The sequence below is a fragment of the Streptomyces sp. NBC_01477 genome, from assembly GCF_036227245.1.
GTDB lineage: Bacteria > Actinomycetota > Actinomycetes > Streptomycetales > Streptomycetaceae > Actinacidiphila.
The window spans coordinates 8,050,113-8,068,129 of sequence record NZ_CP109445.1 but is presented as its reverse complement, the minus strand read 5'-3'; the positions used below and the strand labels follow the sequence as shown (position 1 = coordinate 8,068,129).

Annotated in this window: 18 protein-coding genes; 12 read left to right on the top strand and 6 right to left on the bottom strand. The window is 73.7% G+C overall.

Translation table 11 applies throughout. The features are described from left to right. Positions 1-366 precede the first annotated feature (366 nt). A complete protein-coding gene (locus OHA86_RS34405; protein ID WP_329181685.1) occupies positions 367-747 on the bottom strand; it encodes a hypothetical protein in 381 nt (126 codons plus the stop codon). Between the two features lie 148 nt (positions 748-895). Here OHA86_RS34405 and OHA86_RS34400 point away from each other — a divergent pair, with 148 nt between their 5' ends. The 3 genes from OHA86_RS34400 to OHA86_RS34390 all read left to right on the top strand — a co-directional run bounded on the left by OHA86_RS34400 (position 896) and on the right by OHA86_RS34390 (position 3,980). Next, entirely contained in the window at positions 896-1,252 is a 357-nt protein-coding gene (locus tag OHA86_RS34400; protein ID WP_329181683.1) for an STAS domain-containing protein, read from the top strand. A 108-nt stretch (positions 1,253-1,360) separates the two neighbouring features. Beyond that, positions 1,361-2,566, top strand: a complete 1,206-nt coding sequence (locus OHA86_RS34395) for a phospholipase D-like domain-containing protein (RefSeq protein ID WP_329182667.1) — start codon at positions 1,361-1,363, stop codon at positions 2,564-2,566. A gap of 136 nt (positions 2,567-2,702) precedes the next feature. Continuing rightward, positions 2,703-3,980 carry an NAD(P)/FAD-dependent oxidoreductase gene (locus OHA86_RS34390; protein WP_329181682.1) on the top strand — a complete coding sequence of 426 codons (1,278 nt, stop codon included), beginning with the start codon at positions 2,703-2,705 and terminating at the stop codon, positions 3,978-3,980. A 534-nt stretch (positions 3,981-4,514) separates the two neighbouring features. Here OHA86_RS34390 and OHA86_RS34385 read toward each other — a convergent pair. From OHA86_RS34385 to OHA86_RS34370, 4 genes are all read right to left on the bottom strand, one after another. Continuing rightward, positions 4,515-5,372, bottom strand: coding sequence for a glycoside hydrolase family protein (locus OHA86_RS34385; RefSeq protein ID WP_329181680.1), 858 nt, complete (start codon positions 5,370-5,372; stop codon positions 4,515-4,517). A 219-nt stretch (positions 5,373-5,591) separates the two neighbouring features. Further along, the gene (locus tag OHA86_RS34380) at positions 5,592-5,786 is read right to left on the bottom strand and encodes a ferredoxin (RefSeq protein WP_329181678.1); all 195 of its coding nucleotides are present in this window, start codon (positions 5,784-5,786) and stop codon (positions 5,592-5,594) included. Positions 5,787-5,815: 29 nt separating this feature from the next. After that, a complete protein-coding gene (locus OHA86_RS34375) occupies positions 5,816-7,054 on the bottom strand; it encodes a cytochrome P450 (protein WP_329181677.1) in 1,239 nt (412 codons plus the stop codon). Positions 7,055-7,229: 175 nt separating this feature from the next. After that, a complete protein-coding gene (locus OHA86_RS34370; protein ID WP_329181675.1) occupies positions 7,230-7,727 on the bottom strand; it encodes a MarR family winged helix-turn-helix transcriptional regulator in 498 nt (165 codons plus the stop codon). Positions 7,728-8,125: 398 nt separating this feature from the next. Here OHA86_RS34370 and OHA86_RS34365 point away from each other — a divergent pair, with 398 nt between their 5' ends. Further along, positions 8,126-8,743 (top strand): DNA polymerase ligase N-terminal domain-containing protein, encoded by a 618-nt coding sequence (locus OHA86_RS34365; protein WP_329181674.1) that lies wholly within the window; start codon positions 8,126-8,128, stop codon positions 8,741-8,743. A 226-nt stretch (positions 8,744-8,969) separates the two neighbouring features. Then, a complete protein-coding gene (locus OHA86_RS34360; protein WP_329181673.1) occupies positions 8,970-9,590 on the top strand; it encodes an L-threonylcarbamoyladenylate synthase in 621 nt (206 codons plus the stop codon). A gap of 28 nt (positions 9,591-9,618) precedes the next feature. On the opposite strand, the gene OHA86_RS34355 is transcribed toward OHA86_RS34360, so the two are convergent. Further along, the gene (locus tag OHA86_RS34355; RefSeq protein ID WP_329181672.1) at positions 9,619-10,419 is read right to left on the bottom strand and encodes an IclR family transcriptional regulator; all 801 of its coding nucleotides are present in this window, start codon (positions 10,417-10,419) and stop codon (positions 9,619-9,621) included. Between the two features lie 392 nt (positions 10,420-10,811). On the opposite strand from OHA86_RS34355, the gene OHA86_RS34350 reads away from it, so the two are divergent. From OHA86_RS34350 to OHA86_RS34320, 7 genes are read left to right on the top strand one after another with little or no spacing between them, the layout of a single operon-like run. Then, the gene (locus tag OHA86_RS34350; RefSeq protein WP_329181671.1) at positions 10,812-11,864 is read left to right on the top strand and encodes an ABC transporter substrate-binding protein; all 1,053 of its coding nucleotides are present in this window, start codon (positions 10,812-10,814) and stop codon (positions 11,862-11,864) included. A gap of 44 nt (positions 11,865-11,908) precedes the next feature. Beyond that, positions 11,909-12,931 (top strand): NrtA/SsuA/CpmA family ABC transporter substrate-binding protein, encoded by a 1,023-nt coding sequence (locus OHA86_RS34345; RefSeq protein ID WP_329181669.1) that lies wholly within the window; start codon positions 11,909-11,911, stop codon positions 12,929-12,931. Then, a complete protein-coding gene (locus OHA86_RS34340) occupies positions 12,928-13,776 on the top strand; it encodes an ABC transporter permease (RefSeq protein WP_329181667.1) in 849 nt (282 codons plus the stop codon). Before OHA86_RS34345 ends, OHA86_RS34340 begins: the two co-directional genes overlap by 4 nt. Beyond that, on the top strand, positions 13,773-14,579 hold the full coding sequence (locus OHA86_RS34335; protein ID WP_329181665.1) for an ABC transporter ATP-binding protein: 807 nt from the start codon (positions 13,773-13,775) through the stop codon (positions 14,577-14,579). The genes OHA86_RS34340 and OHA86_RS34335 overlap by 4 nt, the downstream gene beginning before the upstream one ends. Beyond that, positions 14,576-15,505, top strand: coding sequence for an ABC transporter substrate-binding protein (locus OHA86_RS34330; protein ID WP_329181664.1), 930 nt, complete (start codon positions 14,576-14,578; stop codon positions 15,503-15,505). Before OHA86_RS34335 ends, OHA86_RS34330 begins: the two co-directional genes overlap by 4 nt. Beyond that, positions 15,502-16,593 (top strand): LLM class flavin-dependent oxidoreductase, encoded by a 1,092-nt coding sequence (locus OHA86_RS34325; protein WP_329181662.1) that lies wholly within the window; start codon positions 15,502-15,504, stop codon positions 16,591-16,593. Before OHA86_RS34330 ends, OHA86_RS34325 begins: the two co-directional genes overlap by 4 nt. Continuing rightward, entirely contained in the window at positions 16,590-17,759 is a 1,170-nt protein-coding gene (locus OHA86_RS34320; RefSeq protein WP_329181660.1) for a M20 metallopeptidase family protein, read from the top strand. Before OHA86_RS34325 ends, OHA86_RS34320 begins: the two co-directional genes overlap by 4 nt. The last annotated feature ends 258 nt before the right edge of the window (positions 17,760-18,017 follow it).

The window sequence follows — 18,017 nt, the reverse complement described above, 5'->3', positions numbered from 1 at the left end:
CGCCCGCGGGCAGGTGTCCGACGCGTGATCGGTTGCCCTAGCCCGGCAGGGGTCATGCCTCGCCCGGCGACCCGTTCCGGATGCCGGACGCCAGGACCCGACCGCCGGGCCGGTCCGTCACGGAGATCACCGTGCCACGGTTGCCGTGGTTGCGGTGACGAACGCGCCGACGGTCGTCCCTGGCTCTCCCGGCGGCGGGGCGGCGCCCCGGCCGTCGCGCCCGCCCATGGCGGAAGGCGTACGCGCAGCGCCGGGGCGGGGCCGACTCCCCAGGTCGGGGCGCTCGGGGCGGGCCGATCGGGGCGGGCCGATCGGGGCGGGCCGATCGGGGCGGGCCGGTCGGGGCGGGCCGGGGCCGGACGGGGCTCACTTCTTGCCGCGTGCCGCCTTCTTCGCCAGGGTGCTGGCCGCCGCTGCCTTCTCCGCCTTCGTCGTCTTGGGGTCGGCGAGCTTCTTGCCCGCGGCGGACGCGGCCTTCGCGCTGGTCTTGCCCTTGCTCTTGGGCGCCTGCGACAGAGCGCTGGCCGCAGCGGTCTTCTCCGTCTTCGTCGCCTTCGACGCCTTCACCGTCTTGCCCGCGGCGGACGCGGCCTTCGTACTCGTCTTGCCCTTGCTCTTGGGCGCCTGCGACAGAGCGCTGGCCGCAGCGGTCTTCTCCGTCTTCGTCGCCTTCGACGCCTTCACCGTCTTGCCCGCGGCGGACGCGGCCTTCGTACCAGTCTGAGCCTTGCTCTTGGTGCTCGCCATGCTGAACATCACCTTTCCAGCCGGACTGACTGTCAGCCAGGTATGTCCGCGCCTACCCGGATGCCCGGCACCGATGCCGGGTGACGGGTTCGAGACCGTGACCAGGGCTTTCCGGACTGGCTCGGCGCGGGAGGGGCATACGAACGCCATGACGACTGAGACGACGGCGCCTGCGGCGCGGGCCGTTCACGCATCCGAGGCGCCTTCCACGCTGCTCACCCGGCCCGGCGGACCGCCGGTCGTGGAGCTGGCCGGGGACCTGGACCGCGACGTACTGGCCGGGCTGGCCACGCGGTTGGAGGCGCTGGCCGACCGGCACGACGTGGTGGTCCTGGACGCCGCCGCCGTCACCTTCGCCGACTCCGACTTCCTGCGGCTGCTGGTCGGCATGCGCCGCCGCACCGACCTGCGGGTGGCCGCGCCTTCACGGGTGGTCAGCAGGCTGCTCCGGCTGACCGGCGTGCCCGCCGTGGTGAGCGCGGCCACGCTTCGGGAGCGCGGGTAGCACCCCGTAGGCCGGGCCGTCCGCCCGCCGCACTCCCCTCGTCCCTCGGACCGACGCCGTCCGACCGCCACCGCACGCACTCGTTTGGGGGGTCCCCGCATGACCGCCATGGAAATCCACGCCCCGGAAACCCGCACCGACGGCCGAGCTCTCGACCCGGCGGCGCAGACCCAGCGTCTGCGGCGGCGGCTGGAGCGGCTGATAGGTGTCGCCGCGACGGAGGGCAACGCGCTCAGGCCGCTGCGCAACGGCGACGAGATCTTCCCCGCGATGCTCAAGGCCGTGCGCGAGGCGCAGCACACCATCGACATGATGACGTTCGTCTACTGGCGCGGCCAGATCGCCAGGGACTTCGCCGCCGCGCTCGCCGCCAGGGCCCGTGACGGTGTGCGGGTGCGGCTGCTCCTCGACGGTTTCGGCGCCAAGGACATCGAGCCGGAACTGCTGGCAGACATGGACGCGGCGGGCGTACAGGTCGGCTGGTTCCGCAAGCCGCTGTGGCTGTCGCCGCTGAAGCAGAACCACCGGTGCCACCGCAAGGCCCTGATCGTGGACGAGCAGCTCGCCTTCACCGGCGGCGTGGGCATAGCGGAGGAGTGGTGCGGCGACGCGCGCGACCCCTCGGAGTGGCGCGACACCCATGTCGAGGTGCGCGGGCCCGCCGTCGACGGCGTCGCCGCGGCCTTCGCGCAGAACTGGGCCGAGTGCCACACCGACCTGTACGACGAACGGGACCGCTTCGTCGCGCACGAGCAGCCGGGCCGCTCCATCGTGCAGGTCGTACGCGGCTCGGCCAGCATCGGCTGGCAGGACATGCAGACCCTGCTGCGTGTCGTCATCACCTCGGCCGAACAGCGGCTCCGGCTGTCCACCGCCTACTTCGCGCCCGACAGGTACTTCGTCGACCTGCTGTGCGCGACCGCGCGGCGCGGGGTGCAGGTGCAGATCCTGCTGCCCGGTCCGCACACCGACGAGCGCGCCTGCCGGCTGGCCGGACAGCACCTCTACGCCGCGCTGCTGGAGGCGGGGGTGGAAGTCCTGGAGTACCAGCCGACGATGCTGCACACCAAGATCCTCACGGTCGACCGGGTGGCGGCGCTGATCGGCTCCTCCAACTTCAACCGCCGGTCGATGGACCACGACGAGGAGGTCATGCTCGCGGTCCTGGACGAGGAGTTCACCGCGGGCCTGGACGACGACTTCGACCGCGACCTGCTGCGGGCCGAGCCCATCGACCCCACCCGCTGGCACCGCCGCAGGCTGCTGCAGCGCGCCCGCGAGCTGGCCGTGCAGCCCATCCGGCGATTCCTCTGAGGCACGCGCCGCCGCGTACGGCGGTCGTGAGCACGGCTCGGCACATCCGCCGACCCGGACGGCGCGGGAACCCGGCGCGGGCCGCCCGGGCCTGCATCATCGAGGCAACGGCACACGCGGTGGACGGAGGTCGGTGATGGCGGTGGCGGCGGAGGTGGATGTCCTGGTCGTCGGGGCCGGTGTGGCGGGGCTGGCGTGCGCGCAGGACCTGACGGCCGCGGGGCTGCGCGTACGGGTGCTGGAGGCCTCGGACGCCGTCGGGGGCCGGATGCGTACCGATGTGCGCGACGGCTTCCGCTTCGACCGCGGCTTCCAGGTGGTCAACACCTCCTACCCGCAGATGCGCGCCCGGCTGCAACTGAGCGAGCTGTACTTGCGCCCGTTCAGCCCCGGCGTCCTGCTGCACACCCCCCGCGGCAGGCTGCGCTTCGCCGACCCCACACGCACCCCGCGGCTGGCCGCCGACCTGCTGCCCGGACGGCTGGCGTCGCTGCGGGACCTGTCCGCCCTGGTGATGCTGAGCGCCCGGGACCTGCTCGCGCCGCCGCGGGTGCTCAAGCACGCGGCGGACCGTACGACCCGCACGGCGCTGGCCGACGCGGCGATCGGCGAGGATCTCGTGGAGCGGCTGTTCCGGCCCTTCCTGTCGGGGGTGTTCCTGGAGGACGAGCTGGAGACCTCCAGCCGCTTCTTCCATCTCGTGTGGCGCTCGATGCTGCGCGGCACCCTGTGCCTGCCGGCCAGGGGCGTCGCGGCAGTGCCCGGGCAGATGGCCGCCGCGCTGCCCGAGGGCGCCGTGGTCCTGGGCACCCCGGTGGAACAGCTCACCGTCGACGGTGTGCTGACCGCGCTCGGGGAGGAGCAGCCGGCCCCGGCCGTGGTCGTCGCGACCGGGCCCGGGGCGGCGGCGGAGCTGCTGCCCGGTCTTGACGTGCCGGCCGTCCGCTCGGTCACCACCTACTACCACGCGGCTCCCGCCAGTCCGCTGGCCGAGCCGACACTGGTCACCGACACCGCGCGGCGCATCCTGAACACCGTGGTGATCAGCGAGGTCAGCCCCACGTACGCGCCGCGCGGGCAGGCGCTGGTGTCCACCTCCGTGCTCGGCGCGGACGAACGGCCGGGCCGCGAGGCGGAGATCCGCCGCGTCCTCGCCGAGGTGTACGAGACCGACACCGACGGCTGGGAGCCGGTGGGCGTCTACCCGGTCGCGGAAGCCCTGCCCGCGATGGTCCCCCCGTGGCCGCTGAGCCGCACCACCCGCCACTCCCCCGGCGTCTACGTCTGCGGCGACCACCGGGCCACCGGCTCGGTCCAGGGCGCGATGGCCTCGGGCGCCCGCGCCGCGCGCGAAGTCCTCGCCGACCGGCGCGGCGGCACACCGCCGGACGCCAGGGCCGCCCGGAACGGATGACAGCGGGCCGGGCGACCCGGCTCGTTCGAAGCGCCGCGCTCACAGCGTTCAACGCGTTCACGCCGCCGGGCCCTGAGTCGCTTCGTCCCGCGGCCCGGCCGAGGTCTCCTGGGCTCAGAGGCACCCGCGGCACCGACCGTGCCGGGCTGCCGACCCGCCCGTACCGGCGTCCCGAGACGCCGTCCCGCCGGCCGCCACCGGCACGCCGCCGCCGTCTGGGACCGCGCCCGGCGCATCACCACCTCGCTGAACAGCCGCTGACAGGTCCTCCGCCCGGGTCTCGCCGGGAACGACGTCCCCGGGCGGCCCCGGCGGGAGGCGGAGGGAACCGAGGACAAAGAGCGCGCTGGGATCATCCATGACCGAAGGGATAGGCCCGGGACGCCGATCGCCGCGGCACCCACGCCCCCGCCCTGTCCGGGATTCACCAGGGAAACCGTTCTCCTTGCACCATTCGCCGCGGCTCCCGGCAGGCGCGTACGCGGACCCGGCGGTGACACGGCCTTCGCGTCCGCGGCGGCCGGCGGTGCCGGGTCAGCCCAGGGCGCGGTAGGCGACGCCGGCGGCGTTCGGCGTGGTGCCGTTGTAGAGGCCGGTGGGGCTGCTGGCGGCGGACAGCGTGAACCAGGCGGACTTCTCCACGAACGACAGGCCGTTCAGCATGGTGTTCGCCGCGTTGATGAAGTCGGCCTGCTGCTGTCCTGTCGGGTAGCGCGGGGTGCTGGTGGAGTAGTCGGTGAGCGCGTACTCCGTGAGCCAGATCGGCTTGTGGTAGCGGTTGTGGACGTTCTGCAGGTAGCTGCGCAGCTCGCCGGCCGCGGCCGAGGAGAAGTCGCCGCCGTACCAGTGCAGCGGGATGAAGTCGACGCGGTAGCCGCGGGAGGCGGCGCCCGACATGAACTGGTCGAGCCAGCCGCCCGGGGTGTCGCCGCCGTAGGCCACGGCGGGCGCGCCGAGCCGCAGACCGGTCGACTGGAGCCGCGGCCACAGGTCCAGCGCCTGCTGGACGGACATGTTCGCCTGGCCGCCCAGGTCGGGCTCGTTGAAGCCGAGCAGTTCCGTGCCGTGCTGGGCTGCCTGCGCCAGGTTCGCGTCGGTGACGGAGCCTGCGCCCCAGATCATCGGCACGAATTCGACGCCGGGCGGCTGCGCGACACCTGCGGGCGTGGCCGACCAGTTGTAGAACCAGTGCGCGCCGACGTCGGCGAGCGCCTGCGCGGCGCCGCTGACGGAGGTGACGCTGATGCCCTTGCGCGTGCCGGACGCGCGGGCGGCGGGGGCGCGTAAGCCGAGCGCCAGCACCACGAGCGCCGCGACCAGCAGCACCAGCGCGTGGCGCGCCGCCGTGCGGCGCCGGGCGCCGCCGGGGAAGGGGATCGATCGAATTCGCATGCGGTCTCCTCCGAGAACCAACGTCTCCCGACATGGTGGGACGTCCGTCCGCGGTGTCACATCCACCATGTACATTGCAAGGCCCTGGTCTCGGCCAATCCCCCGGACGCCGGCGGGCGGGCGCGCCGCGGAACCGTCCGGGCCGGTCCGGCCGGGGAACGCCGGACCGGCCCCACTCCCCCGCCGGCCACCGTGCCGCCGGCTATCGGTGGACGGCGGTCAGTCCTTCACGAGGATGGCCTGCGCCGGGCACATCAGGGCGGCGTAATGGACGTCGTCCTCGCGCTCCAGGCCGGGCGCCTGGTCGCGCAGGACGACGACGCCGTCCTCGTCACGCTGGTCGAACACGTCCTCGGCGGCCAGCACACACTGCCCCGAGGCCACGCACCTGTTCTGGTCGACGATCACCTTCACGGGACTCCTCCTTCGCTCCTGCGGTGACGTCACCAGGCCACGGGCAGTTCGTGGACGCCGTAGACGAGCGCGTCGTGCTTGAACGGGACCCCGTCGAGGCCGGTGGCGAGCCGGAGGGTGGGGACACGGCGGTAGAGGGTGCTGTAGACGACCTCCAGTTCCAGCCGGGCCAGCGGCTGGCCGAGGCACTGGTGCACGCCGAAGCCGAAGGCCATGTGGCGGCGGGCGTCGCGGTGGATGTCGAGCCGGTCGGGGTCGGGGAAGACGGTCTCGTCGCGGTTGCCGATGTCGCTGGCGATGACCACGCCCTCGCCGGCCCTGATGGTCCGGCCGCCGACCTCGATGTCCGCCAGCGCCACCCGCCGCCGGCCGGTGTGCACGATGGTCAGGTACCGCAGCAGTTCCTCGACGGCTCCCGCGACCAGCTGCGGGTCCTGCGTCTCGCGCAGCTCGGCGAACTGCCCGGGATTCTGCAGCAGCGCCAGGGTGCCGAGCGAGATCATGTTCGCAGTGGTCTCGTGCCCCGCCACCAGCAGGAGCTGGCCCATCAGTCCCGCTTCCCGCGCGGAGAGCTGCCCGGTGGCCACATGGCGTACGGCCAGTTCCGACAGCAGGTCGTCCTCGGGCCGGTCGAGCTTCTCGCCCACCAGCCGCTCCAGGTAGCCGACCAGCGCCTCCTGCGCCGCCACCGAGTCCGCCGGGGAGGAGTCGCGGCTGATCAGCAGCCGGCTGTTGCGCTGGAAGAAGTCGTGGTCGGCGTAGGGCACCCCGAGCAGCGCGCAGATCACCAGCGACGGCACGGGCAGCGCGAACTCCTTGACCAGGTCGGCCTGCGACGGGCCGGCCAGCAGGTCGTCGATGAGGCCGTCCACGACGCGCTGGACGGCCGGGCGTAACGCCTTCACCCGCTTGACGGTGAAGGACGCCGTCACCATCCGGCGCAGCCGGGCGTGGTCCGGGTCGTCCATGGAGATGAAGGTGCGTTCGGCCTGCCGGGCCTTGACCGCCTCGGTCTGGTGCGGATAGTGCGGGTGGGTGGTGTCGGCGCTGATCCGCGGGTCTGCCAGCAGGCTGCGCTGCTGCGCGTGGCCGGTGACCAGCCAGGGCGTGCTGCCGTCCCACAGCCTCACCCGCGTCAGCGGCTCCTCCGCCTGAAGCGAGCGCAGCCCGGGGGGCGGGTCGAAGGGGCAGCCGGCCGCCCGGTGCATCGGGTAGTCGGGAGCGCCGGCCGCCTCCGGCTCGGGCAGGGTCGTCGTACTGTCGGTCATCGTTGCGGTCCCTTTCCGTACGATTGCGTGCGATCCGTGTACGGTGCTGCGCCGGGGGTGCCGAGGGCCGCGCTGCGGGGGTACGCGACGGCGGCCGGCCTCCCCGGCCTCGCGCGGACGGCTCCTGCGGGGTCGTCCACGAGGTGAGCGGTGAGGAGCGGGGCGGCGCCGGCGGTCAGGGCGCGTCGGTTCTCGCGCGGCCGGCGCCGGGGGCCTGCGGCTGCGCGGCCTGGTCGAGCAGCCGCCGGACGACGGGTACGGCCACGTGCATGGCCAGTGCCAGCGCCGCCTGGTCCTCCGGGGGGAGGGCCGCCAGCAGGTCGGCCAGCCGGGCGTGTCTGGAGCGGCGCCCGTCGGCCAGCAGCGCCCTTCCCTCGTCGGTGAGGGCGATGAGGCTGGCCCGCCCGTCCGCGGGATCACCGACCCTGGTGGCCAGGTCCTCCCGTTCCAGGCGCTGGACGAGCTGGCTCATCGACGGCTGGGCCACGCCTTCCGCGGCGGCGAGCGCCGTCAGCCGGGCCGGACCTTCACGTTCCAGCCGGGCCATGACCGACAGCGTGGTCATGCTGTAGCCGCCGCGGTGGGAGACATGGCGGAGCATCAGGGTCGTCGCGTGCTCCAGCCCCTCGATGACGATGTTTCCCGGGCCCGCCTCACTGCGTGCACTGTCCACGCAGGGCGTTGTATCACGAGCCTATGCAGTCGGCCAGACCACCCGTGGGCGGAACACCGTCATTCGGCCACTGATCGGATGGCCGGATCCGTACGATACATAGCGGGCCTATGCAGATGCCCTGTTCCGCTGCCACCGCAGGGACGCGCGTCGGCGGCGGCCCGGCCGGCGGGCACGCCGCCGCGCGGACCGACCGTCACCGCCCGTGCGGCCCGGGTGGAACCACCGGCGTTTCGCGTGCCCGGAAAGCGTCCCTGCCGCCCGGCCGCGGACACGTGCCCCGCCCGGGGCGCCGTGTCGGGCGGGAGCAGCCGGGTACGCGTGGGGTGCGCGGCCACTCCGGCGGGAGCGGGCCGCCCCGGACAGCCGCCGCGCCACGCCACCGACGAGGAGGCATCGTGACCTCGAAAGAAGCACTGTCGCGGTACCGCGGGAAGCGGGACTTCTCCACCACCGCAGAGCCACCCGAAGGGGGCGCCCCGGGCAGCGCCGGGCGCCCGCGGTTCGTGGTGCAGATCCACGACGCCAGCACCATGCACTTCGATTTCCGGCTGGAGGTCGACGGTGTCCTGAAGTCATGGGCGGTACCCAAGGGACCGCCGGGCGACCCGCACGACAAGCGCCTCGCCGTGCCGACGGAGGACCACCCGCTGGCCTACCGGGACTTCGAGGGAGTCATCGCCGAGGGCGGATACGGCGCCGGCACCGTCATCATCTGGGACGAGGGCACCTATCGGAGCCTGGCCACCGACCGCCGCGGGCACGAGATCCCCTTCGCCGAGGCCCTGCAGAAGGGCCATGTGTCCTTCGCCCTGGAAGGCGGCAAACTCCGCGGGGGCTACGCGCTCACCCGGCTGCCCGAGGACCGCACGGGCGCACGCGAGGCCTGGCTGCTGGTCGGGCGCGGGCACCGCACGGCTCGGCGCCCCGCCCCCGACCCCCGCCGCGCGCGGTCCGCCAGGACCGGACGCACCCTGCGGCAGACGGCGGCGGCCTCGGCGGACAGCGGTACGTGACGGCGGGCCGCGGAATGCCGTCCGGCCGATCATCGCATTTTGGGCGTTAGGCGTGTCTTGCGCCGGTTATCCGACCCATAGGGGACCCACTGGACAGTTGTACGGTTGTGCGCCCCCTCCGCGCCCGCGGGCGGCAGCGTTCACCCGGGGCGGCGGTGACCCGCTGCCGTACAGGTCCCGCCGGAGGAAGGCCGGAAACAGCGGCTTCGCGTCATAGGCTGGGCCGATGGCACGATACTTCGACGTACATCCGGAAAACCCCCAGCCGCGTGTGATCAGCGCCGTGGCCGACAGCCTCCGCTCGGGTGCGCTCGTCGCCTATCCGACGGACTCCTGCTACGCCCTGGGCTGCCAGTTGGGCAACCGCGACGGCATCGACCGCATCCGGTCGATCCGGCACCTCGACGACCACCACCACTTCACCCTGGTCTGCCAGAACTTCTCACAGCTGGGGCAGTTCGTGCAGATCGACAACGACGTCTTCCGGGCCATCAAGGCCGCCACACCGGGCAGTTACACCTTCATCCTGCCGGCGACGAAGGAAGTGCCGCGGCAGTTGCTGCACCCGAAGAAGAAGACCGTGGGCGTCCGCATCCCCGACCATGTCGCGACGCAGGCGCTGCTCGCAGAACTGGGCGAGCCGCTGGTCTCCAGCACCCTGCTGCTGCCCGACGAGGCCGAGCCGATGACGCAGGGCTGGGAGATCAAGGAGCGGCTCGACCACGTGGTGGACGCCGTGGTCGACTCCGGCGACTGCGGCACCGAGCCCACCACCGTCATCGACTTCTCCGGCGGCGAGCGCGAAATCCTCCGCCGAGGGGCAGGCGACGTGGCGCGGTTCGAGTAGCCGCGCGGTCCCGCGGTCGGCCCGGGGGTCAGTCGGCGGTGTGGGAGCGGCGCTGCGACGGGGGCAGCAGCAGCACTTCGAGGGCGGCGGCGCAGGCGTGGGCGCGGGCCACGAACCACGGCAGCCGGGCGTCGGTGAGCACGTCGGGGGTGGAGCGTACCGCGAGCGCGGCGTGCGCGTGGCCGGCCGCGTCCAGCACCGGGACGGCCGCGGTCCGCACCCCGTAGGCCGACTCGCCGTCGTTGAGCGCGTACCCCGCCGCCCGCACCCGGTCCAACTCGGCCCGCAGATCGTCCAGTGCGGTGATGGTGCGGTCGGTGTGCGCGTGCAGCGGCGGCAGGTCGCCGAGTTCCTGCTCGCCCGGGCGCGCCCACGCCAGCAGCACTTTGCCGAGCGCGGTCGAGTGCAGCGGGCGGCGCAGGCCGAGGCCCGCGGCCGGGTTGACGGAACCGCCGACCAGGATCACCGCGTGGGCGCCGCTGCGGATGGCCAGGTCGGCCGTTGTGCCCGTCGCCTTTGCCAGCGCGTCGAGTTCGGGCACCGCCCGGTGCATGCCCCGCTGGTGGAGCGAGAGTTGGCCCAGTTCCGCCACGGAAGGGCCGAGCCGGTAGCGGGCGCTGTGCTCGTCCTGCTCCAGGAAGCCGGCGGCGACCAGCGTACGGGCCAGCCGGTGTGCGGTGGACACCGACAGCTCCATGCGGCGGGCGAGTTGGGACGCGCTCAGCTCGCCCGCGTTGTCACGGAAACAGTGCAGCAGCCGGAGTGCGCGCGTCACCGCCTGCGCTCCCGGTGGCGCGTCGGCAGCCTTGGTGCGCGCATCCGTCGTCATGGCCCAAGCATGCGGAGGCTGCCACGATCTGGCAACTGTTGCCAGAACATTGCGCCGCGTCTCCGGCCGTGAACTCTCACCCGTGAAGTGGATCCCACATCGTGGGAAAGGTTGCTTTCGGTCGAATACGTGTGCCAGCCTCCGTTGCAGACCGCAGGACACGCACCGGAACGGAAGGGAGCACCCGTGATGACCACGCCCGGCCTGCTCAGCCCGTTCCGCTCGGTGCTGTGCGCGCGGCTGTACCTGGACCTCGGCCGGTCCCGCGGCGCCAGCTGTCGCTGACCGGCGCCGCGCCCGCTCCCGTACGACTTCTCGCGTGGTGGTGTGCTCCGTGCGCCCGCCCGCCCCCTTTTGAGCCCGTCCCCGCCCTCCCGCTGCCTGGAGCACCCATGTCCGATCCGGACGAGATCTGGTTCACCCGCTGCCCCGTCCCGACCGCCACCGGCATCGCCGCCGACCGCGGCACCCTGGCCGCGGAGTTCGCCGCCGACGGCATCGCGGTGCGCTCGCTGCGCGACGCGGCCGACCGGGAGGACACCGGGGGGCTGCCGCAGAGCCACTTCACCCACGAACTGACCGCGCTCTTCCGCGAGGGCGGCAACGTCCCCGCGCTGTGGGCCCGTTCGCGCGGCGAGGCGACCAGGGTGATCGCGCTGACCTGGATCGAGGAGCGGCAGTCCATCCTGGTGCGCGAGGACAGCGACCTGCGGACTCCGGAGCAGCTGCGCTCCCGGCGGCTGGCCGTCCCACGCCACGACATCGCCATCGACTTCTGGCGCGCCATGGCCCTGCACGGCCACGCCGGCGCGCTCGGCCTGGCCGGTCTCACACTGGCCGACGCCGAGCTGGTCGAGGTGCCCGGGGTCCGGGAGGGCCAGTGGGAAGGGGAGCTGGCGGCGCTGCGGGACGGCCGGGTCGACGCGGTCTACGTCAAGGGCGCGGTGGCCGTCGAGACCGCCCGCCGGTACGGGGCCGAGGTCGCGATCGACCTGGACGCCGTACCCGACCGCAGGTCCCGGGTGAACAACGGCACCCCGCGGCCGATCACCGTCCACCAGCGGCTGCTGGACGAGCGCCCCGACCTCGTGGTGCGCTTCCTGGCCGTCCTGCTCGAAGCCGCCGACTGGGCCGCGGCCCACCCCGGCGACCTCGCCCGCATCCTCGGCGCCGAGACCGGGGCGGGCCCCGAAGGAGTGGCCGGCGCCTACCGCGACGGCACCGCCGGCAGCCTGCAACTCGACCTCAGCCAGAAGCGGTTGACGCTGCTGGCCCAGCAGGAGCGGTTCCTGTCCGCGCAGGGCTTCCTGCCCGCCCCGGTGGACGTCGCCGGCTGGGCGAACCACGAGCCGCTGCGTCTGGCCCGCGAACTGCGCGCGTCCCGCGCCGAGGCCCCCGGTCCGGCCGGCCCGCCCCTCGCCACCGCCTCCTCCGCCACCCCCTGAACCCCGCGCCGGCCTTCCGGCACGCCATCTCCTGGAGAACCTCCGTGAACGTCCGTCAGCTCGCCCTCGCCACCACCTCCCTGCTTGCCGCCCTCGGCCTGGCCGCCTGCTCCTCGTCCTCCACCGGCTCGGCCCGCGCGGACACCGCCGACGGCGGCGCCACCGTCACGGTCCGGCTCCCCGACGGCGGCAACTCCGGGGTGCTCGCCCTCGGCCGCAAGGACGGCTCGCTCGACAAGGCCCTGGCCAAGGTGCACGCCAAGGTGGCGTGGACCGGCACGGCCGGCGCGTTCGCCCCCGCCGCGCAGGAACTCGACGCGAACGCGCTGGACTTCGCCGAGGGCTCGATCACCTCCGCCATCGCCGCGCTGGCCCAGACGCCCGGCTTCAAGCTCTTCGCCGCCGTCGACCCCGACAAGCTGGGCGAGGGCATCCTGGTGAAGAAGGACTCCGGCATCAACACCGTCAGCGACCTGGTCGGCAGGAAGGTCGCCGTCTGGCACGGCGGCACCAGCGAATACCTGCTGCTCAAGGCCCTTGAGCAGCAGCACATCCCGGTGGACAAGGTCACGCGGGTCTACCTCCAGCCCAACCAGATCGGCCCGGTGTTCAACTCCGGCCAGGTGGACGCCTGGTCCACCTGGGCCACCTATTCCGTGCCGACCATCGCCAACTCCGGCGCGCGCTTCCTGACCACCGGCGGCGAGGTCGGCTCGGAGAACTACGCCGTCTGGGCGGTCCGCAACGGCTTCGCCGAGCAGCACCCCGAGATCGTCAAGGCGCTCTACACCTACCTCCACGACGCCGGGGTGAAGCAGCAGCAGAACCCCGAGGCGTACCTCAACGTCAAGACCGATTCGGGTCCCGAGGCCGTCAGCGACGCGCAGAAGGCCGTGGAACTGCCGATCGACAAGGCGCTCGGCACCGCGCAGCCGATCGGTGCGACCCAGCTGGAGCACTTCGCCACCGTGGCGCAGTTCTTCGCCGACCAGAAGATCACCAAGGGCGCCTTCGACGTCAAGCCGCACGTGATCGACATCAACGCGACCGCGGCGAGCGCCAAGTGAGCACCCTGGCCATCGGCACGTCGGCGGACCCGGAGGCACCCGGGCTGGTCGCACCGCGCCCCAAGGTGGCCCGGCCGCGCCCGCGCGCGCTGAGCCTGGGGCTGCGGCTGCTCGGCCCGGTGGCGCTGGTGCTGGCCTGGATCTGGGCGTCCGCGTCCGGCACCCTCAGCCCGTCGCTGCTCGCCTCGCCCCGCCAGGTGCTGTCCGCCTTCAGGGAGCTGTGGACCAGCGGCCAGCTCGGCGACGCGCTGTCCGTCTCGCTGACCCGGGCCGGACTCGGCCTGGCCATAGGCGCGTCGATCGGGCTGGTGCTCGGCGTGGTCACCGGATTCTCCCGGCTCGGCGAGGAACTGCTCGACTCCTCGCTCCAGTTGCTGCGGACCATCCCCTTCCTGTCCCTGGTGCCGCTGTTCATGGTCTGGTTCGGGATCGGCGAGACCGCCCGGGTGGTGCTGATCGCGGTGGCGACCAGCTTCCCGATGTACGTCTCGGCGGCCGGCGGCGTACGCAACACCGACCGCAAGCTGGTGGAGGCCATGCGCAGCTTCGGCATGGGCCGCCTCGCGCTGGTCCGCGAGGTGGTGCTGCCGGGCGCGCTGCCCGCGCTGCTGTCCGGGCTGCGGCTGTCGATGACGCTCAGCGTGATCGCGCTGATCGCGGCCGAGGAGATCAACTCCACGGCCGGAATCGGCTACCTGATGTCCACCGCGCAGGAATACTCCCGCACCGACATCCTCACCGTCTGCATCCTCATCTACGCCCTGATCGGCCTGGTCGCGGACGGCACGGCCCGGCTGCTGGAGCGGTTCCTGATGCCGTGGCGCAACCAGGGGGCGGCGCGATGAGCGAGACACTGGCCGGGACCGCCCGGCACAAGCAGGACAGCGCCACCGCCGAGGACCGGCACGGCGGCCGGGCCGCCGTCCGCATCCGGGGCCTGCGCCGCACCTTCGGCGCCCGCGATGTGCTGGACGGCCTGGACCTGGACATCGCCCAGGGCGAATTCCTCGCCCTGCTCGGCGCCAGCGGCACCGGCAAGACCACGCTGCTGCGCATCCTCGGCGCTCTCGACCGGCACGACGCCGGCACCGTGCTGGTCCCCGAGGCACGTACCGTCGTCTTCCAGGAACCGCGGCTGGTCCCGTCCAAGAAGGTGCTGGCCAACGTCACCGTCGCGCTGCCGCGCGGCCCGCGCACCAAGGAGACCGGCCGGCGCGCGCTGGCCGAGGTCGGCCTCGACGGGCACGCGGACGCCTGGCCCGCCACCCTGTCCGGCGGCGAGGCCCAACGCGTCGCCCTGGCGCGGGCGTTGATCCGCGAGCCGGAACTGCTGCTGCTGGACGAGCCGTTCGCCGCCCTCGACGCGCTCACCCGGCTGCGGATGCACGACCTGGTCGGCGAGCTGTGCCGCCGCCACCGGCCCGCCGTGCTGCTCGTCACCCATGACGTCGACGAGGCGATCCGGCTGGCCGACCGGGTGGCCGTGCTGCGCGACGGCCGGCTGGCGACCGACGAGCGGATCGCCATCGACCACCCGCGCGACAGCGCCGACCCGCGGTTCGCCGCGCTGCGCACCCGGCTGCTCACCGAACTCGGCGTCCACACAGGCGCGCCCACGCCCACCACTTCCGAGGAGTTCCCCGCATGACCGTCAACGTCGGTGTCCACAAGGCCAATCCCTCCCTCTACCACCTGTCGCGGCTCGGCCTGCTGGAGGAGCTGCTCCGCCCGTCGGGCGAGACCGTGGCCTGGCACCAGGTCGGCGGCCTGGACACCGCAGCCGCACTGGCCGACGGCACCATCGACTTCGGCGGCACCGGCTCCACCCCGCCGCTGTCGGCGCAGGCGGCCGGCTACGACCTGGTCTACGCCGCCGTGTCGGCGCCGCGCCCCGGCCACGGCGCGCTGCTGGTCCGCGCCGACAGCGACATCGCGTCCGTCGCCGACCTCAAGGGCCGTACCGTCCACCTGGCGATCGGCTCCTGGCAGACCCACTTCGTGGCCAAGTCGCTGGCGCGGGAGGGCTTTTCCTACGGCTCCGACATCACCGCCGAGCGCTCCGCCGCCGACTCCTACGCGCGGCTGCTCGACGGCTCGATCGACGCGTGGGTGGGACAGGGCGCCGAGCTGTCCGCCGCCCGCCGCGAGGGCCGGGTCCGTACCCTGGCCGAGGCCGGCGACCTGATCGCCGACCGCTCGGTCTTCTTCACCCGCCGCGACCTGGCCGACACCCGCCCTGAGCTGGTCGGGCTGATCATCCGGGCGCTCCAGGCCGCCGACGACTGGGCCGCGGGCCACCTGGACGAGGCCGCCGACATCGCAGCGGCCGACCAGGGCGGCTCGGCCGCGGACTGGCGCGAGGCGCTGGCCGCGCTGCCCTGGCGGCTCGAACCGGTCTCCGACGCCTTCGTGGCCGAGCAGCAGGAGGCCGCCGACATCCTCGCCGAGGCCGGCTTCCTCGCCCGGCCGATCACGGTCGCCGACGCCCGCCACCCGGGCCTGGACACCGCCGCGGCGCAGGCCCTCGACGCCGCCGCGCAGGCCCTCGAAGCCCCCGAATCCCCGGAGAAGTGACCGTGCCCACCCCCGAAATCCTCTGGTACATCATTCCGCGCGAGGGCGCCTACCCGTGGGAGCCCGCCGGCCGGCGGAGCATCGACCTGGCCTACCTCCAGCAACTGGGCGTCGCGGTCGACCGGCTGGGCTACGACGGCGCGCTGTTCGCCACCGACCTCTACGACGTGTGGCCGCTGGCCAGCGCGGTCGCCGCGGTCACCCGCCCCTCGTTCAAGCCGCTGCTCGCGGTGCACCCCGGGCTGATCTCCCCCACCATGCTCGCCAAGATGGCGCTGAGCTTCGCCCATCTCTTCGGCCCCGACCGGCTGCGTTTCAACGTCGTCAACGGGTCCACCGAAGCGCTGCGCCAGGCCGGGCTGCACCTCGAACACGACGAGCGCTACGAACTCAGCGCCGAATACTGGGACATCGTCAAGCGGCTCACCGCCGGCCAGGTCTTCGACCACAAGGGCCGGTTCTACGAACTGGCCAACGCCGGCGCCTCGCTGCGCGAACTGACCCCCATCCAGGGCGGGGCGCACACCCCGCTGTGGTTCGGCGGGTCCTCCGCGCCGGGCATCGAGATGGCCGCCGAGCACGTCGACGTCTACCTCACCTGGGGCGAACCGCCGCACCTGCTGAAGGAGAAGCTGGACCGGGTGCGCGAGCGCGCCGCGCACTACGGCCGCGAACTGCGGCTCGGCCTGCGGCTGCACCTGATCGTCCGGGACACCGAGGACGAGGCGTGGGCCGCCGCCGACCGGCTGCTCGACGTCACCAGCCAGGCCACGTACACCCGGATGCTCGGCGACCCGGAGGGCAAGGACGGCGAGGGCTGGGCGCGGCAGTTCCGCCAGCACGGCGGCCGGGTGCCCGCGCACGCGCGGGAGCTGGTCAAGCACCCGAACCTGTGGCCGGGCATGAGCCTGTTCCGCCCCGGACCCGGCACCGCCGTCGTCGGCAGCACCGAGCAGGTCGTGGAGCGGCTCAGGGAATTCCAGGACCTGGGCGTGGACACCTTCATCCTGTCCGGCAACCCCCTGCTGGAGGAGGCGTACCGGATCGCCGAGACGGTGCTGCCCGCGCTGCGGGGCAGCGCGGGATGAACGGCCTGCTGGAGGACGCCCGTTCGCTGGAACTCGACCGGCTGCGGCACGACGTCCACGACCACCCCGAGACCGGCCTGCACCTGCCCCGCACCCAGCAGGCCGTCCTCGGCGCGCTCGACGGCCTCGGCCTGGAGCTGCGCACCGGCACGGCGCTGACCTCCGTGGTCGGCGTCGTGTCCGGCGCGCGGCCCGGGCCGACCGTGCTGCTGCGGGCCGACCTGGACGCGCTGCCGTTCCCCGACGGCCCCCGGCACGCCTGCGGCCACGACCAGCACGCCGCGATGCTGGTCGGCGCCGCGCACCTGCTGGCCGCCCGGCGGGACCGGTTCGCGGGCGACGTCCTGCTGATGTTCCAGCCGGGAGAGGAGGGCCACGACGGGGCGCGGCTGATGCTGGAGGAGGGGCTGCTCGACACCACCGGCAGCCGCCCGGTCGCCGCCTACGCCCTGCACTCCAGCGCGTCCGCGCCGGCCGGGCAGTTCAGCAACACCGCGGGACCCGCGCTGGCCGCCAACGGCACCCTGACCGTCACCTTCCACGGCGCCGGCGGCCACGGCGCCTGGCCGCACCGCGCCCGTGACCCGATCCCGGCGGTCGCCGAACTCGTCACCGCGCTCAGCGCGGTGCCGGCCCGCCGCTTCGACCCGTTCGATCCGGTGGTGCTCACTGTCGGCAGCGTGCACGCCGGCACCCGGCCCAACATCGTGCCCGCGCAGGCCCGGATCGAGGCGACGCTGCGCGCGCTGTCCGACGACACGCTGGCCCGGCTCGCGGCGGTCGCCGAGCGCATCGCGCACGGCATCGGCGCGGCCCACGACCTGGAGGTACGGGCCGAGTACACCGCCGGGTACCCGGCGACCGTGAACGACGGCGCCGAGGCCGATCTGGTCGGCGCGGCCGTGGCCGACCTCTTCGGCGCCGAGCGCTTCCTGCGCGGCGGCCGTCCCGCGCTGGTCTCCGACGACATCGGCCGGGTGCTCGCCGAGATCCCCGGCGTGATGACCGGCCTCGGCGCCTGCCCGCCCGGCCGCGACCCGGCCACCGCCCCCGGCAACCACGCCCCGGACGCGGCCTTCGACGACTCGGTGCTGCCCGACGGCGCCGCGCTGCTGGCCGAGGTCGCCCTGCGCCGCCTCGCCGCCGCCGACCCGGCGGCCGGCTGACCGCGCCGGGCCCCGGTCTCCGCGTCACGGGGACACGGGGCCCAGCCGGGCGAGGCCGGCCGGCCGGCGGCGGGGAGACGTGGAGCTGGACCGTGGTGACGCCCGGACGCCGGTAGCGCCGGATGCGCCAGCTACGTCGGCGCCCGCGGCGCTGACCGGCAGTAACAGCACCGCGGCCCTGGATACGCCATCCGGCCGCCATCCTTTCGGGCGGCAGGCTGGCGGGTCGCCGGGTGACTTGTGCCGGGAAGGGCGACG